Origin of the sequence: Synechococcus sp. Lug-A, from assembly GCF_024345655.1 — a bacterium.
Taxonomy (GTDB): domain Bacteria; phylum Cyanobacteriota; class Cyanobacteriia; order PCC-6307; family Cyanobiaceae; genus MW101C3.
Genome location: NZ_JAGQBN010000010.1, coordinates 1 through 15,970, shown reverse-complemented (window position 1 = coordinate 15,970; position 15,970 = coordinate 1). Strand labels below are relative to the sequence as shown.

The 15,970-nt window shown below is 66.4% G+C and carries 16 protein-coding genes; 9 read left to right on the top strand and 7 right to left on the bottom strand.

Going from position 1 to position 15,970, the window contains the following annotated elements; translation table 11 throughout:
- Positions 1–66: 66 nt before the first annotated feature.
- On the bottom strand, positions 67–954 hold the full coding sequence (locus KBY86_RS08720; protein WP_255140867.1) for a DUF6671 family protein: 888 nt from the start codon (positions 952–954) through the stop codon (positions 67–69).
- Positions 955–1,825: 871 nt separating this feature from the next.
- Here KBY86_RS08720 and KBY86_RS08715 point away from each other — a divergent pair.
- From KBY86_RS08715 to KBY86_RS08695, 5 genes are all read left to right on the top strand, one after another.
- Positions 1,826–2,164, top strand: a complete 339-nt coding sequence (locus KBY86_RS08715) for a helix-turn-helix domain-containing protein (protein ID WP_255140866.1) — start codon at positions 1,826–1,828, stop codon at positions 2,162–2,164.
- Between the two features lie 577 nt (positions 2,165–2,741).
- Complete coding sequence (locus KBY86_RS08710) at positions 2,742–4,073, top strand: CmpA/NrtA family ABC transporter substrate-binding protein (protein ID WP_255140865.1); 1,332 nt, start codon at positions 2,742–2,744, stop codon at positions 4,071–4,073.
- 260 nt (positions 4,074–4,333) lie between these two features.
- Positions 4,334–5,167 (top strand): nitrate ABC transporter permease, encoded by an 834-nt coding sequence (gene ntrB / locus KBY86_RS08705; protein WP_255140864.1) that lies wholly within the window; start codon positions 4,334–4,336, stop codon positions 5,165–5,167.
- 103 nt (positions 5,168–5,270) lie between these two features.
- Positions 5,271–7,286, top strand: a complete 2,016-nt coding sequence (locus KBY86_RS08700; protein WP_255140863.1) for a nitrate ABC transporter ATP-binding protein — start codon at positions 5,271–5,273, stop codon at positions 7,284–7,286.
- A gap of 160 nt (positions 7,287–7,446) precedes the next feature.
- A complete protein-coding gene (locus KBY86_RS08695) occupies positions 7,447–8,286 on the top strand; it encodes a nitrate ABC transporter ATP-binding protein (RefSeq protein ID WP_255100374.1) in 840 nt (279 codons plus the stop codon).
- A 95-nt stretch (positions 8,287–8,381) separates the two neighbouring features.
- Here KBY86_RS08695 and KBY86_RS08690 read toward each other — a convergent pair whose 3' ends face one another.
- From KBY86_RS08690 to KBY86_RS08670, 5 genes are all read right to left on the bottom strand, one after another.
- Positions 8,382–8,864: an Hsp20/alpha crystallin family protein gene (locus KBY86_RS08690; RefSeq protein WP_255140862.1), complete on the bottom strand. Its 483-nt coding sequence runs from the start codon at positions 8,862–8,864 to the stop codon at positions 8,382–8,384.
- A 229-nt stretch (positions 8,865–9,093) separates the two neighbouring features.
- Complete coding sequence (locus KBY86_RS08685) at positions 9,094–9,645, bottom strand: MEKHLA domain-containing protein (protein WP_255140861.1); 552 nt, start codon at positions 9,643–9,645, stop codon at positions 9,094–9,096.
- Positions 9,623–10,492 carry an SWIM zinc finger family protein gene (locus KBY86_RS08680; RefSeq protein ID WP_094511330.1) on the bottom strand — a complete coding sequence of 290 codons (870 nt, stop codon included), beginning with the start codon at positions 10,490–10,492 and terminating at the stop codon, positions 9,623–9,625. Before KBY86_RS08680 ends, KBY86_RS08685 begins: the two co-directional genes overlap by 23 nt.
- A gap of 30 nt (positions 10,493–10,522) precedes the next feature.
- Positions 10,523–11,032 (bottom strand): DUF1993 family protein, encoded by a 510-nt coding sequence (locus KBY86_RS08675; RefSeq protein ID WP_255140860.1) that lies wholly within the window; start codon positions 11,030–11,032, stop codon positions 10,523–10,525.
- Between the two features lie 54 nt (positions 11,033–11,086).
- A complete protein-coding gene (locus KBY86_RS08670; protein WP_255140859.1) occupies positions 11,087–11,515 on the bottom strand; it encodes a hypothetical protein in 429 nt (142 codons plus the stop codon).
- 591 nt (positions 11,516–12,106) lie between these two features.
- Between KBY86_RS08670 and KBY86_RS08665 the strand changes: the two genes are divergently transcribed.
- Complete coding sequence (locus KBY86_RS08665) at positions 12,107–12,856, top strand: GGDEF domain-containing protein (protein ID WP_255140858.1); 750 nt, start codon at positions 12,107–12,109, stop codon at positions 12,854–12,856.
- Positions 12,857–12,880: 24 nt separating this feature from the next.
- Entirely contained in the window at positions 12,881–13,324 is a 444-nt protein-coding gene (locus tag KBY86_RS08660; RefSeq protein WP_255140857.1) for a PPC domain-containing DNA-binding protein, read from the top strand.
- On the opposite strand, the gene KBY86_RS08655 is transcribed toward KBY86_RS08660, so the two are convergent.
- A complete protein-coding gene (locus KBY86_RS08655) occupies positions 13,316–14,005 on the bottom strand; it encodes a TetR/AcrR family transcriptional regulator (protein ID WP_255140856.1) in 690 nt (229 codons plus the stop codon). The two genes, KBY86_RS08660 and KBY86_RS08655, sit on opposite strands and share 9 nt — an antisense overlap.
- Positions 14,006–14,138: 133 nt before the next feature.
- On the opposite strand from KBY86_RS08655, the gene KBY86_RS08650 reads away from it, so the two are divergent.
- Positions 14,139–14,957, top strand: coding sequence for a Coq4 family protein (locus tag KBY86_RS08650; protein WP_255140855.1), 819 nt, complete (start codon positions 14,139–14,141; stop codon positions 14,955–14,957).
- Positions 14,954–15,970, top strand: a 1,017-nt coding sequence (locus KBY86_RS08645) for an MFS transporter (RefSeq protein ID WP_255140854.1), incomplete at its 3' end; no start/stop codon positions are given. The genes KBY86_RS08650 and KBY86_RS08645, both read left to right, overlap by 4 nt.

Genomic DNA, 15,970 nt, shown 5'->3' with positions numbered 1-15,970 from the left:
GTGTTCGATTGGAGCTCCTAATGCCCGCCACAGGCCAGGACGATCAACGCCGGGCGGGCCCCGCCCTCAGGGGTTGCAGTAAGGGCAGTGCTGCGGATCGGCCTGCAATAGCCCATCCCTGCGCGGATGCTCCTCGCTGGCCCCGCAGCGAACACAGCCGAAACGCTCCGCCCGCAGCAGCGAGGTGGGACTGCCGCACCAGCCGCAGGGCAGTCCCGGCAGGGACTCCACCGGCCCCCAGCCGGGTGCCCCGCAGGCGGGGCAGGGGGTGGCGATGCGCCGCGCCAGCCGGAAGGTGAGGGCGCGGATCGAGGCCATGCGGGTGGGGTTGCAGTGGGCCCGCATGTCCGTTTCCACCAGCGCCAGGCCATCACCAGACACAGCGCTGGCCTGGTCGATAGCCTGCGTCAGCTCCGCGGCGCCGCACACCCCCTTGCACAGGAACGGCTCAGCGCCGGGCTGATGGGGACGCACGATCACGGCATGGCGCGGGAAGCCGATGCGGGTCAGCCAGGCCTCAAGCGGCGTGCCAGGGGCCGCGGTGCGATGGTCGAAGTTCGTGCGGCAGCCGCTCAGCCGCTCGGTGATCACCAGATCGTGGCGACGGTCCACCCAGGTCATCCATTCGGTGGCCAGGGGCAGGAAAGGCAGCGCTGGATGGGGCCCGAAGCTGCCTTCGCTGGCCAGGCCGAGGTCGAGGCCGGTGGCCGCCATGCCCGCCTCCGCCTTGAGGCGACAGGTGGTGGCGGCATCCGCCGGGCGGGGCCGTTCGCCGCAGAAGGTGCCGAGGCTGTCGGTGTCAAAGCCGGCGGCGAGCACCAGCTCCACGCCGAGGGCCCGGCGCAGCGGCCGGGCCATCACCCGTTCCTTGCCATGGCAGGTGGCCAGGCTGACGCGGCGCCCGCACGCACTCCAGGCGGCAATGGCTGAAGTGGCGCCCGTGACCGCTCTCACGCTCCTGCAACCAACAGCACGGGCAAACTACGCCGCTGCAGCGAAAGCGGCCAGGGGCTCGCCAAACGAAGGAGAAGGGATGGCCCGTGCGGCTTTCATCAACGGCCCTGATCGCCTGCATTTTGAATCCTGTGGTTCGGCACCGCCCAAACCTGAACACGATCCCTAGTCTTTCCCGGTCTCCAGCAGATCGCCTCACCCTTCATCACGCACACCGGGGCGCTGACCCTGCTCCAGCCAGCCTCGATTCAACCGCCCCTGCCGCTACAGCTACGGAGACGATTGGACCTGTTTCGATGGTTGCTCTCTCCTGATCCTGCGGTCCACGCCCACGCACCAAGGCCCTGAGCTGATCGTCTCAGAGCAGCAAGCCGGGCCGGACGTTTCAGCTTCTCTGGCAGTCAGCCAGCCTGAGAAGCAGATGGCGGAGTCCTCCACGGGGGGAACCGTGTGGGTAACGCACGGCCACAGCTGGGCTGCCATCAACCAGGTGAACATGTGCCGCTTGTGCGTCATCCCTGCCAGTCGGACTGACACGTCGGACTGACACGTCGGGCCTATGCGGCGGGCTTGCACAGCGAGCTGATGCAGCTGGCTTGCACGAATGGTTTCACTCTCTCCTTGCCTCTGCCGGCCACCCACCATGACGATCCAGCCACCCATACGGACGCTCAAGCTCACTCTGGAATCCAGGAGCCTGGTGCCTTCGGTGCACTGCTGGAGAGTGAATGATGGGTACGTTCGCACCAACACCTGGTCGCCGGATGGAGAGCTGGTCACCATCGGATTAGCGGGCCCTGGCGACCTTTTGCCACCCCCGAGGCCCGAGTGGCAGCCCACCGAAAGGGCCTGCCTGACAAGAGCCCTGCTGGTGGAGGTGACACCTTCGCCGGAGGAATTGACAGCCTCGCTCCACAGCCAGATCGCCCAGATGACCACCCTGCTGAGAATCGGTCGGTTGCGTCCGGTCGACGCCCGGCTTCTGCATCTGCTGCGCTGGATCGGCGAGCGTTTCGGCATCGTCACCAGCCGGGGAACCCTGCTGTCGCTGCAGGAGATGAACCTGACGCATCGCGTGCTGGCCGAGATCTGCGGCACGACGCGTGTGAGCATCACCAAAGCCCTGAGCCACTACAAGACCGCAGGAATGATCGGGACGCAAGGAGAGGTTGACCTGCTGCTGCCACATCCCCATCGGACGCTGTATTGAGAGCGGCAGCTGCAGACGCGTCTGCGCGTGTGCCTGTACTCCCGGAGGAGCAGTGAGCGAATGGCGTGGGAGTTGTGGGCAGGTCGTGGGGAAAGAGCAGGGGAAGGCGCGTTGATGCCGGCACACCGCGATGGGCATCGCGATCGTGCGGGGCGGAGTGACTTTGCATCGGGTCATGGCACGCGTTGGACCAGGCGTAGGGGCCACTGGAATCGCGCCATTGCGTTGATGCAGCCTGGAAGGGGCGGGTCTCCTGGGAAGGGTAACGTTGAGTGAAGTCCCAGCCACAGACTTGGCCAGGCAACCATTGCTCCAGCGGCCGGATTTCGATGCATAGGCCAGGCTGATCGGTGCGATTGGCAATCCTTCAGCACCAAAGCACCCAGCCGTTTCTGTCAGGCATTAACTTCTCTCGACCGCCGCAACGGTGACCCATGCTCCATCCCTAGGGCCGCCCATTCGGCCATACATCCTTCAACCCATGGCCTGCATCTTTACTGAGCCCGGCTTTGTTGAAGCCTGGCAATCCTGGACCTGACGTCCAGCCGACAACACCATTCTCCCTACCAAAATTCCCATGACGAGACGACGCCGTTTTCTCGCCCTGATGGGCAGTGCCGTGCTGGGCAGCGCCCTGCTCGCCGGCTGCCTGGGCAACCCACCGGAACCTGGAGGCGGCACCGCCAGCACGCCGGCAACTGCCATCGCCGACGCCAACCTCGAGACCAACACGATCAGCCTCGGCTTCATCCCGATCCTGGAAGCCGCGCCGCTGGTGGTGGCCGTGGAGAAGGGCTTCTTCGCCAAGCATGGCCTCGATGTGAAGCTCACCAAGCAGGCCAGCTGGCCCTCCGCCCGCGACAACGTGGTGCTCGGCTCGGCTGGCGGTGGCATCGACGGCGGTCAGTGGCAGATGCCGATGCCCCAGATGATCAGCGAGGGTGCCATCACCAACGGCCGCAAGGTGCCGATGTATGTCCTGGCGATGCTGATGAGCCAGGGGAACGGCATCGCCGCCTCCAACAGCGTCAAGGAGGCCAAGCTCACCTACGACCTGAGGTCATCGGGTTCCTTCTTCAAGGACTACGCCAAACAGGAAGGACGGAAATTCCGCGCCTCCTACACCTTCCCGAAGGCCAACCAGGAGCTCTGGATCCGTTATTGGCTGGCCGCCGGTGGCGTCAACCCTGATACCGAGGTGGAGTTGCTCACCGTGCCAGCCACGGAAACCCTGCAGGGCATGACCAACGGCACCATGGAGGCCTTCTCCACCGGTGATCCCTGGCCCTCGCGGATCGTGACCGATGGCAAGGGCTATCTGGCCGCCACCACTGCCCAGATGTGGAAATCCCACCCTGAGGAATACCTGGCTGTTCGTGCCGACTGGGTGGACAAACATCCCAAGGCCACCGTTGCCCTGCTCAAGGGACTGATCGAAGCCCAGCAGTGGATGGACAAGGCCGAGAACCGCAGCGAGGTGGCCACGATCCTGAGTTCGCGCAAGTGGTACAACATCCCGGCGCCGATCCTGGAGGCGGCACTGAAGGGCCAGTACAAGATCGGCGCCGAGATGAAGCCCGAAACCGATCCGGCCATGGGGCCGCTCTACTGGGCCAGCGATCGGGGCGTGATCTCTTATCCCTACAAGAGCCTCACGCTCTGGTTCCTGTTGGAGTCCATGCGCTGGAAGTTCTATCCAGGCGTGGTCGATACGGTGGAGCAAGCCAAGGCGATCAACGACAAGGTTGTTCGCGAAGACCTGTGGCGCCAGGCCGCCACGGAGCTGGGGCTCCCCGCCGCTGAGATTCCCACCAGCTCCAGCCGCGGCAAGGAAACCTTCTTCGACGGGATCACCTATGACCCGGAAAATCCTCAGGCCTATCTCGACAGCCTGAAGATCAAGAAGTAGGCAACCCTTCGCTATCGATCCACCAGGGGTGGAGGCCGGAGGGATCAGCTCTTCGACCTCCACCCCTCAGCACAGGGCCCGTCAGCCCATGGGCAAGAAGCAAAAGAGGACGTGGTGCGTCAAGCGTCAGCCGCCACGTGCCGATTCCCTTGACCGACCCAGGCCAACGCCTGGGTCAGCTGGCGCACAGCTCTCCCTGCTGCCCTTGACCTCTCCCTCTGCACGACGCAGTTTCACCCCCTCATTTCCCGAGAAGATTCATGGTTTCGATCACTCCCAATCGACAGCGCACTGGCGCCAGTCCCTTCAGCAAGCTGCTACGCAACACGGGCAACTGGCTGCCCCCCTTTCTGGGCGTCGGCAGTTTCCTGCTGGTGTGGCAGATCCTCTCGATGACCGGCCTGATCGCTTTGCCGGCTCCCACCAGCCTGTTCACCGAGGAGCGCACCCGCAACCTGATCCTCTATCCCTTCTACGACCGCGGCGGCCTCGATAAAGGCCTGTTCTGGCAGACCATGGCCAGCCTCGGCCGTGTGGCTCAGGGCTACACCCTGGCGGCCTTGGTCGGCATCGGCGTGGGCATCACGATCGGCCTGAAGCCCGGCATCAACCGCGCCTTCGATCCCCTGTTCCAGTTCCTGCGCATGGTGGCACCGCTGGCCTGGGTGCCGATCGCCCTGGTGCTGTTTCAGAAGAACCAACCGGCCGCCATCTTCGTGATCTTCATCACGGCGGTGTGGCCGATCCTGATCAACACGGCGGAAGGGGTTCGTCAGATCCCGCAGGACTACCGCAACGTCGCCCTGGTGCTGCAGATGTCGAGCCGGCGCTTCTTCACCAAGGTGCTGATTCCTTCGGCTCTCCCCTACATCTTCACCGGCCTGCGCATCTCGATTGGCCTGGCCTGGCTGGCAATCATCGCTGCCGAGATCGTGATGCCTGGCACCGTGGGCATCGGCTTCTTCATCTGGGATGCCTACCAGCAGAACTATGTGGGCGAGATCGTGCTCGGTGTGATCTGGATCGGTGCGATCGGCCTGGTGCTCGATCGACTGATGGCCTGGCTGCAGACCCGTATTTCGGCTGGTCAATGAGCGCGGATCGTTCCTTCACCCTTCTGCTCAATCATTCACTCCAACGTTCCTTCAGCCCTTTCCGGCTCCACCCCTTCAGGCCCTTCCTCAGGAGACCCCAACCATGACCACCCAAGCGGCGCCCTCCCTGGTGGATGTGCGCACCATCGACAAGAGCTTCGCCCTCAAGGGCGGCGGCACCTACCTGGCTCTGCAGGGCATCGACCTGGAGATCCGCAAGGGGGAATTCATCTCGCTGATCGGCCACTCCGGCTGCGGCAAATCCACCCTGCTCAACATGATCGCCGGCCTGGATCTGCCCAGCGAAGGCGTGGTGCTGCTGGAGGGGGAGGCGGTCAAGCGCCCCGGCCCCGACAAGATGGTGGTGTTCCAGAACTATTCGCTGCTCCCCTGGCTCACGGTGCGCCAGAACATCGCTCTGGCGGTTGACGAGGTGATGGGCGATCTGCCCAGGGCGGAACGCGACGCCGTGGTGCAGGAGCATATCGAGATGGTGGGGCTGGGCCCTGCGGTCGACAAGTTGCCCCAGCAACTCTCCGGCGGCATGCGCCAGCGGGTTTCGATTGCCCGCGCCCTGGCGATCCGCCCCAAGCTGCTGCTGCTGGATGAACCCTTCGGCGCCCTCGATGCGCTCACGCGGGGCAATCTGCAGGAGAAGCTGATGCAGATCTGCAACGAGCACGAGCTCACGGCCGTGATGGTCACCCACGACGTGGACGAGGCGGTGCTGCTCTCCGACCGCATCGTGATGCTCACCAACGGCCCTGGCTCGAACATCGGCGGCATCCTCGAGGTGGACATTCCCCGGCCACGGTCACGGCTGGAAGTGGTGCACCATCCCAGCTACTACAGCCTGCGCTCCGAGATCATCTACTTCCTCAACCGCCAGAAGCGGGTGAAGCAGTGGCGTGCCCGCCCCCACCAGGTGGTGGCCCGCCACGGCCTCGAGAAGGTGAATCTGGATCTGGGCTTTCTGCCCCTGGCGGCCAGCGCGCCGCTGGCGGTGGCCGAGGCCCATGGCCTGTTCACCAAGCACGGCCTCGACGAGGTGAGCCTGATCCGTGAAACCAGCTGGCGCGGCATCGTCGACGGCCTGGTGGACGGCACGCTCGATGCCTCGCTGATGCCCGCCGGCATGCCCACCTGGATGACAGCCGGCGGCCATGGCGGATCACCGCTTCCGATCGTGACCTCCCTCACGCTCAGCCGCAACGGCAACGGCATCACCCTGGCCAGCCGTCTGGCTGAGCAGGGGGTGCAGACGGTGGAGGACTACCACGCCTACCTCAAGAGCCACGAACGCGAACCCCACACCCTGGGGATCGTGCACCAAGCCTCGATGCACAACCTGCTGCTGCGCTACTGGCTGGCGGCCAACGGCATCGACCCCGACAGGGACGTGCACCTGCAGGCCCTGCCGCCGGCCCAGATGCTTGCCGACCTCAAGGACGGCAGCCTCGATGGCTACTGCGTGGGGGCTCCCTGGCTCGACCGGGCGATCCAGGGCGGCCACGGCTTCCAGGTGGCCGGCGATCTGGCGATCTGGCCCGGCCATCCCGGCAAGGTGCTGGGAGTGCGCGAAGACTGGGCCACGGCCTACCCGAACACCCACATCGCGCTGGTCAAAGCGCTGCTGGAGGCCTGCCAGTACTGCGCCGAGCCGGCCCACTGGGGCGAGCTCAGCGAGCTGCTGAGCGATCGCCGCTACCTGGGCATCAAACCGGAACTGATCCGCTTCAGCGAAGCCAGCGAGGGGGTCGATCGTTCAGGGCCTGAATGCCAGGAGGCCACCCCGCACCACCTGTTCTCAGGCGCAGGGGTGAACCGGCCGAGCCGCACCGAGCACCTCTGGATGATGACCCAGATGGCCCGCTGGGGTGACATCCCGCTGCCGCGCAACTGGGTGGAGATCCTCGAGCGGGTGTGCCAGGTGGGGGTGTTCAGCACCGCCGCCCGCGAACTGGGCCTCGAAGCGATCAGCTACCAGCGGCATGACATCGCGCTGTTCGACGGCCAGCCCTTCAACGCCGACGACCCGATCAGCTACCTCAACGCCCAGACGATCAAGCGCGATTTCAGCATCGCCGAAATCCCTCTCGCGCCGCCGCGGCGCAGCTGAGGTCGGGCTCCAGCTCAGCTGTGGCGCCATCTCCAGAGCTGAGGTAAGGCCTTCCGCAGGTCATTGGCTGCGGTTCCCATTCACTGCCGGTTCTCATTCAAAGCCAGTTCCCCTTGGCTCCCGTTGATCACTCGTCACACCGTCCTTCGCGAGATTCCTCATGTCCACCCTGATCCAGCCGCCCCTGCCGGGGGTTGCCAGCCCACCAGCTGAAGCCTTCCTGCGCTTCGAGAATGTCAGCAAGGTGTACCCCACCGCCAAGGGGCCCTACCCGGTGCTCGATGGCATCGACCTGAGCATCAATCAGGGCGAGTTCATGTGCGTGATCGGCCACTCCGGTTGCGGCAAGTCCACCCTGCTCAACATGGTGTCGGGCTTCGCCACCCCCAGTGATGGCCGCGTGGTGCTGCACGGCAACACGATCACCAGACCCGGCCCGGATCGGATGGTGGTGTTCCAGGGTTATGCCTTGCTGCCCTGGATGACGGCCTATGACAATGTCTACCTGGCGGTGGAGTCGGTGAAGCCGGAACTGCCGGAGCGCGAGAAGCGCGAGATCACCCGCGAGCACCTGGCCATGGTGGGTCTCAGCGAGGCGGCCGAGAAGAAGATCACCCAGCTCTCGGGCGGCATGAAGCAGCGGGTGGCGATCGCGCGCGCCCTGTCGATCCGGCCGGAAGTGCTGATTCTCGATGAACCGTTCGGGGCTCTCGATGCCATCACCAAAGAGGAGTTGCAGGAGGAGCTGCTCACGATCTGGAACACCCAGAAGTGCACGGTGCTGATGATCACCCACGACATCGACGAAGCCCTGTTCCTCGCCGATCGCCTCGTGATGATGACCAACGGCCCGGCCGCCAAGATTGGCGAAATCATGGAGATCAACTTTCCAAGGCCCCGCAACCGTGAGGAAATCATGGAGGATCCTCTCTATTACGACCTGCGCAATCAGGCGCTCGATTTCCTCTACAGCCGCTTCGCCCACGACGACACGGAGTGAACAGCTCAGGGCCCGATTGGTCACGGCGCCGCCATGAAAAAGCCCCGGCCAAGGCCGGGGCGCAGGGACACAATGCGGCATCAGCAGGGGCGGGATCAGCCTTCCACCTTGACGTTCACCGTGGTGACCGTCTGGGCCTTCGGCGCGGTGATCGTGAGCAGACCATCGCGGTAGTGGGCTTCGAGGCCTTCCCGTTGGAGGCCGCCGGGGAAGGTGAAGCTGCGGCTCCAGGTGCCGTAGCGGAACTCGCTGTGCAGCGGAGCCAGGCGGGCGGACGCCTTGGCGGCTGGGGGCGTGGCTGCTGCAGGGGCGGCCGCCGTGTCCGAGGCAGGGCTGTTGGCATCGGCCTGAGCCCGCGCGGGGGCGTGGCGATCGCTGCGGCGTTCGGCGCTGACCAGCAGGGTGCGGTCGGTGGCTTTGACATCGATCGAGCCTTTGTCGACACCGGGCAGCTCAAGAACGATGGTGTAAGCCTGATCGTTCTCGTGCACTTCGGCGGCAGGCACGCGCTCAGCCTGAAGCACTTGCTGCTCCAGCCGCTCGAACAGATCAAAGGGGGATTGGCGCAGGGTCAGCATGGGGATGTCCTCCACAGGTTGGCTGAGGTGATGGCATTCAGGTTCTGCGATTCGCAGGCACCTGTGATGGTGAAGAACGGGGAATCGCTTCGCCCGTGCAGCTACTTTCGCCAACTCGAATGAAACGGTGAGACGAAAGAACCGGCCCTTTTGGTACGGCGCTCCTCCCCTGATTCGGTGGGCCCCACCGCGCGGTGGTGAGAACCGATCAAGGCACCAACAGGGCTGCTCAGAGCCACCACCAGTGGCTGAAGGCCGCCGCCTGGCCGTGGTCGCGGCCATCGGCATCCCGCAGGGTCCAGAGGCGGGCGCCATCGATCACGAAGCGGCGGCCGCGGCTGTCGATGCGCACGCCGCGGTAGCCGCTGATCGCCTGGCGGTGCCGCGCCAGCGCCAGCAACCGCTCCCGCCCCTCACGCTCGGACGGTTCGGCAGTGAGCCGCGACGGCAGACCCACCATCGCCGCCCAGGGCCGGCGCCACAGCCGCAACGCGGCGGCATTGGCGTAGATCAGGCGGGGATCGGCCGGCGCCGTGGTGCCACCGGCCAGGCCATCGTCGTGGGCGAGCACCACCAGGGGGGCAGCGAACAGCTCCTGCGCCTGATGGCGTGCATCACCGGCCGCCGCCAGCTGGGTGGGGCCGGCCTCCAGCGCCAGCAGCGGACGACCGAAGGCCAGCTGATGGGAGGCGAGCAGCAGGGCGGCGCGGGCCTGGCACGCCGGCGTCAGCCAGGGGGCCTCCGCGGGCCGTTCGGCCTCAGGCACCGTTGCTGGCGCCATCGCCGGCCCCGGCACTCATGGCGCGGGCCATGGCCTGCTGGCCGATGGCGATGCCCTGGCTGCGCAGCCGCTCGGTGAACAGGCGGTTGGAGTCGGGGAAGCGGGGCTCGGCGGCCAGCGGCAGTTCACCTGCCTCATCGAGGCCCATGTCCCCCTCCATCGCCGGGGTGATCACCACCAGATCGGGGTCGAGGGCGGCGGTGTAGCTCCACCAGCGGGTGGGATCGATCACGGCCGGATGGACCGGGTGGGGTGCGGCGGCAGGCGCCGCTTCAGTGGCAGACGCCGCCAGCTGCCGGCGGCGTTGGGTGGCCAGATCAGCAAGCAGCTGGCTGCGGCTGCGGCCGCGCATCTGGAACAGCACGAAGGGGTCTTCGCTGAAGCGATCCCCCATCAGGTAATAGACAGCGCTGACGTGTTTGCAGGGGGCAGCCTTGTCGGGGCAGCTGCAATCGCAGCGCACCTCCTGCAGCTTGAAGGGGAACAGCCGTTTGCCGCTGGCGGCGAAGGCCCGCTCGATGTCCTGCGGCATCACCCCAGCCAGCAGCTGCGCCGACCAGCGCGCCTTCTGACCGAGCGCCTCCAGCACATAGCCCCAGTCTTCATCGGAGAGGGTGTCGAGCCAGAGCTTCACCTTGTACGGCTCGGCTTCGGTGCCCTGCACCAGGGCTTTCACCCGCTTCCCTTCAAACAGGATCGACAGCACGTTGCCGGAGCGGGCGTAGGCCCAGGCACGCTCCAGCCGTTTCTTGTAGCGGTAGGAGTTGATCAGTTCCATCCACTGCTCCACCCACCAGGGCTGCTGGCCGAAGTGGGTGCTGACGATGGTGGGCGAGGTGCTCGTCATGGCGGAAGGATGGAAGGGGGCGGCCGGCGCTCAGGGGGCCCCGAGGAAATCGCGCTTGCCGATCACCACGCCGTTGTGGCGCAGGATCGCGTACGTGGTGGTGGTGTGGAAGTAGACGTTGGGCAGAACAAAGGCTGAAAGGAACGGCCAGCCCGCCATCGTGATCGTTTCACCCTTGCCGATCGGCACGGTGATCGGGCGCTCTTCGCCCCCATCGATCTGCTCGGCGCTGAAGCCGTCGAGATAGGCGATCGATTCCCGCAGGCGTTCGATCAGCGCCTCCAGGCTCTCCTCATTGTCCGCCATCGGCGGCGCCTCCAGGCCGGCCAGCCGGGCCACGCCGCGGCGGGCCACGTCGCTGGCGATCTGCACCTGGCGCGCCAGGGGGAACATGTCGGGGTAGAGACGGCTGGTGAGCAGCACGGCGGAGTCGAACCCCTGCACCTGGGCATGCGCCAGGGCCTTCTCCAGCAGGTGGATCAGGTTGGTGAGGGCGCGCCGCAGCGGCGGCACGGACGCCTGGTAAAGGGTCAGGTCCATGGATGCACCGAAAGCCTCAGCTGCCCGCCAAGGCTATGGGCTGCAGGCGCCGCCTCAGCTGGCTGGAGCAGGCGCCTGTGACGCAGGTCGGCGGGGCGCGCCATTAAAAATCAGCTTCACCAGGTTGCGGCCGTCCGGCGAGATCAACACCTCGGTTTCGAGGGTGGCGGGCTGCTGGCGTTCCACCCAGGCGGGGGGGCCGCCGAGGAAGCGGAACAGAAAGCCATCGGGGCTGCGCTTCACCAGGCAGGGGTTGTCGGTGGAGGCGGTGACGAACATGCACGGCGCCGGCCGGTAGGCCTGCAGGCCGCCGTTGAGTGCCACCGCATAGGTGCGGGCGAAGTTGATGGCCCGCACCTCCTCAACCGGCACGCGCCACTGGGCCAGGGAGGCGGAGGAGCTGGCGGCGATCAGGGCAGACACGGCCAAGGGTGCCAGCAGGGCCGTTTTCACCCGGCGGGCCGTGAATGAGAGCAATGTCATGGCAGCAGTGTCATGGCAGCAGGGGCGATGCCTTCACCATGACCACAGGGAAGAAACGCGTCAACCCGTGCCGGAGGCCTGGGCCGGGAGCAGCGGTGCGCCTGCGGGTGGCCACCGAGCACCAGAGGGAACAGCAGTGGTGCTGTCTTGTACAGATGTAAACGCGCTCCCGTTGATTGACGCCCGCAATTGCTATCCTTAAATGAAGGTATTGCTTTCCATACGGACTTGTCATGGCTGTGGCCTCAGGTTCATCCACTCGATGATGGAGAGCAGAGTCTTACGATGGCGGCGAGCTAGCTGGAGGTGGCGAATGGAGCCACCGCCCTCCGAGCGCGAAAACAGTGACAGCCAATACAAAATGCAGCGCACTGACTCTTGCGTTTCCCCCGTCGTTGTTCAACGGATGCAAAAGGGGAGACCCATACGTGCCGTTGATTTTCCCGCAAGTGGCCCTGTCCACGCCAACGTCGTTGGCCCTTTCCAAGTCACACGTTGCGTGAGCGGCCTCCCGGGCACGCAATGGCATGGCCCCACACAGCAAAAGGCTGGGCCTTCTTCCGCCACGGGCGTTGGGGCATGAAGGTGTCCATGAGGCAGCTGATCCAGAGCCTCGGCACCTTTCCCACGGTGCTGATCGTCACCACCTTTTCGGTTGTTTGCTCCGTAGCGCTCACCTCAACTCTCTGCTTCTTCGAGCAATGTGAGGCCCCGCGAATCGCCGTTGCCACTGCCATCGCCATTCCTGCGATGGTCGCGCCGCTGGCTAGCTGGCCGCTGGTGGACCTGGTGATGCAGATCGATAGCCTCGAGAAGGAAATGCGCGCGATGGCCACCTTCGACCAGCTGACGGGATTGCTGACGCGACAGGCCATCTTTGATCAGATCCAGCAAGTGATGCACCTGGCCGAGCGCGAGCAGCGCCATGTTTCCTTGCTTGCGTTGGATCTCGATCGTTTCAAGGACATCAACGACACCCACGGCCATGCTGGCGGCGATGAAGTGCTCAAGAGCTTTGCGATCACGGTGAAAGCGGTTCTGCGCAAGAGCGACTATCTCGGCCGCATCGGCGGCGAAGAATTCATCATCTTTCTTCCCAATACCTCAGAGGAGGCTGCGCTCGCACTCTCAGAGCGGCTGCATCAGGCGATCCGGGAGTCTCTGGTGGCCTATGAACAATCCTCCATTCGCTATTCAGCGAGCATCGGCCTGGTTTCCATGGTGCCCTCTGCCGAGATCAGCCTTGAGGAGATTCTCAAGCGAGCCGATGATCTTCTTTACCTGGCCAAACGGCAAGGCAGAGATTGCACCGTTTCCTACAACGATGGAAAACCAGGCTGAATCCGACCCATCCCCCAATCAACCGTGTCCTACCTGCCGCTGCGGCTGCCTCCCGGTGAGGATCTTCGCCATGCCCTGGAAGCCACAGCCACGGCACCAGGCAGCGGTTCATTCGTTGTTTCCGGCATCGGCAGCCTCTGGCATCCCAGGCTCCGCTTCGCCGCCGCTGAAGCGGAAACCCAGCTCGAAGGGCCGTTCGAAATCCTGACGCTGTCGGGGTCGATCACCGCAGAAGGCGCCCATCTGCACATCGCCGTGGCCGATGGCAAGGGGCAGGTGATCGGCGGCCACCTCTGCTACGGCAGCCGCGTGCGCACCACAGCCGAAATCCTGACGGTCCGCCCCGAAGGCTGGCAGCTGCGCCGCCTTCACGACGCCACCACCGGCTACCTGGAACTCCAGGTGCAGGCGCTGCCTGGCGACATGGGGCCCACCGGCGCGCAACCCGCCGCTGCGGGTTCAGCCTGAGGCCGCCTCACCTGGGCCGCGGCCGGTGGTCATGCGGCGGCGCAGGTAAGCCACCGCCAATTGCACCGTTTCCTGCAGCAACTGCGCGCGGAACGGCGGCGCCTTCGCCAGTGACAGCCACAGCAGATTGCCCACCGTCTTCACCAGCACGTAGGCCATCGTGCGTGCGTCGTCCTCGCTGAGCACACAGCCTTCAGCGCCCACGCGGGCGATCAGGGCCGCCGACCAATCCGCCACCAGGCGCACATCAGCCTCCTCCTCGATCGCCAGCAGATCGGCGGTGGCGCTCTGCGCCTCATTGAAGATCGCCTGATAGCCGGGATGGCTGGTGAAGAAGCGATCGGTGAGCGACACCATCGCTTCGATGTAGGCGTCGAGCGGCAGCGCAGAGGCTTCGCTCTCCTCAAAGGCGGCCAGCTCCCTGTGCAGCTGCTCGCCGTAGCCGCGGGCCAGGCTGCGCAGGATCGCCGCCTTGTCGGGGAAGAACTGATAGAGGGAGCCGATCGGCACGCCGGCATGCGCCGCGATCGCGTTGGTGGTGGTGCTGGCCACGCCCTCGGCCACGAACAAGGCCTCGGCCGCCTCCAGGATCCGCCGCACCCGCTCCTGGCTGCGGGCCTGGCGGGGCTGGCGGCGCAGGCCGGTGGTGGAGACCGGCGCGGGGGTGGAGCGCTGCGTCATGGCCGCAGGCAGGCAAGACGAGCAATCCTCGCATTCTCCTTGACAAAGGCGAGGGACACTCATATTTTCACTGATGTGAGCACTCCTCATGTTCAGAGCTCACTGCCCGCACTGACCCTCCGCTCGCCCTTCCATGGCCACCACCCTCTGGCAGTCCACCGCTCACGCCGCTGCTGCCCCGGACACGGGCGCCACCAGCGCCGCAACACTCGCGGACGGCCCCGCCGTCCCGGCCCCGGTCGCCCCCGACCCCCTCTTCCGCATCCTCGGCACCATGCTCGCGATGAGCGGGGGTGACACCAGCCTGGAGCTGGTGGGCGTGCTCACCGACGGGCTGCTCGACACCCCCTCCTACGCACTGGCGGCGCAGCACCTGCGCCACGATCCAGGCTGCGCCGCCCTCATCGACGCCCGCTGGGTGCCGGGTCCGCATGACCTCGATCGGCTGGCGGCCCTGCCGGTGGGCTCACTCGGCCATGCCTACGCCGCCAGCCTCAGCCGGCTCGGCTACGACCCCGACCTGCACGCCGGCATGGAGGCCGGCAGCGAGGCGGCCTACGTTGAGGTACGGCTCAGCCAGACCCACGACCTCTGGCATGTGCTCACCGGCTTCGACACCTCGCTGCTTGGCGAGATCGGCCTGCAGGCCTTTCACCTCGGCCAGTTCCCCTATCCCCTGGGCGCCATGCTCACGGCCCAGGCGCTGCAGTCGATCACGCTGTTCGACCCCGAACAGCTGCCGGCACTGGTGCTGGCCATCCACACCGGGCTGCAGATGGGCCAGCAGGCCCGGCCCCTGTTCGCCCAGCGCTGGGAGGAGGGCTGGGCGAAGCCCCTGCAGCAGTGGCGCCAGGAGCTGAACCTCACGCCCGTGCAGGAGTGGGCCGCCGCCGCGGCGCCCAGCGCCGGCAGCACCACCGCCCCCCTGCCGCTGGGGGCCGGGCAGCCATGACCTCCCTCCTGCTGCGGCATCAGCGTTTCGGCTGGCTCTGGCTGGGCCAGACGGTGCTGTTCTGCGGCGTGCAGTTCTGGTTCGTGGCCATCACCTGGCTGATGCTGCAGCGCACCGGCTCGGGCAGCGCCGTGGCGCTGGTGCTGATGGCGGCAGCGCTGCCGCGGGGGCTGCTGATGCTGGTGGGGGGTGCCCTCAGCGATCACCATCCGCCCCGTGCCCTGGCGGTGCGGGCCAGCGCGGTGCTGGTGCTCTGTACCGCCGTGCTCACCCTGCTGGCCGCCCACGGGGCACTGGCACTGGGGCCGGTGATGACGCTGGCGGCCCTGTTCGGCGCCGCCGAGGCCTGCGTCTACCCCGCCGCGATGGCCCTGCTGCCCCTGCTGGTGCAGCCACGGCTGCTAAACCGGGCGCACGCCTGGCTGCAGGGCAGCGAGCAGATCAGCAATGTGGTGGGTCCGGCCCTGGCGGGGGTGGCGCTGGCCATCGGCGGCGCCACAGCCGCGCTCGCCCTCGATGCCGGCGTGCTGCTGCTGGCCGCCTGCTGCTTCGTCCAGCTGCGACCCCGACCGGTCGCCTGGCACCGGGACGGCGCGGGCGGGCTGCTGCGGGGACTGCGCGAAGGCTGTGTGTTCGCCTGGCGCCACGGGGCGATCCGCACCGGTCTGGGGCTGATCGCGATGATCAACCTGGCCGTGCTCGGCCCGGTGGTGATCGGCGTGGTGGAGCTGGTGAGCCTGCGTTACGGGGGAGGAGCCGCCACCTTCGGCGCGCTGCAGGCCGCCTACGGCGTGGGTGCCCTGGTGGGGGTGGCGCTGGCCGGCCGGCTCGACCGCTTCCGGCTGGATCAGCCCTCGTCGGCGCTGGGCTGGCTCTCCGCCGCCCTGGGGCTGGGCCTGCTGGGGCTGGCCGCCGCCGGCGACGCCTGGGTGGCCGCTGCCGTGCTGGCGGCGATGGGGGGGGGCGGGGGCCTGGTGGGGGTGATGGCCACGGGGTGGCTGCAGCGGGAAACC

Bases quoted from the DNA above. Each gene is read 5' to 3' on its own strand.
- KBY86_RS08710 (WP_255140865.1), top strand. From the start codon at position 2,742: ATGACGAGACGACGCCGTTTTCTCGCCCTGATGGGCAGTGCCGTGCTG.
- ntrB (WP_255140864.1), top strand. From the start codon at position 4,334: ATGGTTTCGATCACTCCCAATCGACAGCGCACTGGCGCCAGTCCCTTC.
- KBY86_RS08700 (WP_255140863.1), top strand. From the start codon at position 5,271: ATGACCACCCAAGCGGCGCCCTCCCTGGTGGATGTGCGCACCATCGAC.
- KBY86_RS08695 (WP_255100374.1), top strand. From the start codon at position 7,447: ATGTCCACCCTGATCCAGCCGCCCCTGCCGGGGGTTGCCAGCCCACCA.
- KBY86_RS08690 (WP_255140862.1), bottom strand. From the start codon at position 8,864: ATGCTGACCCTGCGCCAATCCCCCTTTGATCTGTTCGAGCGGCTGGAG.
- KBY86_RS08685 (WP_255140861.1), bottom strand. From the start codon at position 9,645: ATGGCGCCAGCAACGGTGCCTGAGGCCGAACGGCCCGCGGAGGCCCCC.
- KBY86_RS08680 (WP_094511330.1), bottom strand. From the start codon at position 10,492: ATGACGAGCACCTCGCCCACCATCGTCAGCACCCACTTCGGCCAGCAG.
- KBY86_RS08675 (WP_255140860.1), bottom strand. From the start codon at position 11,032: ATGGACCTGACCCTTTACCAGGCGTCCGTGCCGCCGCTGCGGCGCGCC.
- KBY86_RS08670 (WP_255140859.1), bottom strand. From the start codon at position 11,515: ATGACATTGCTCTCATTCACGGCCCGCCGGGTGAAAACGGCCCTGCTG.
- KBY86_RS08665 (WP_255140858.1), top strand. From the start codon at position 12,107: ATGAGGCAGCTGATCCAGAGCCTCGGCACCTTTCCCACGGTGCTGATC.
- KBY86_RS08655 (WP_255140856.1), bottom strand. From the start codon at position 14,005: ATGACGCAGCGCTCCACCCCCGCGCCGGTCTCCACCACCGGCCTGCGC.
- KBY86_RS08650 (WP_255140855.1), top strand. From the start codon at position 14,139: ATGGCCACCACCCTCTGGCAGTCCACCGCTCACGCCGCTGCTGCCCCG.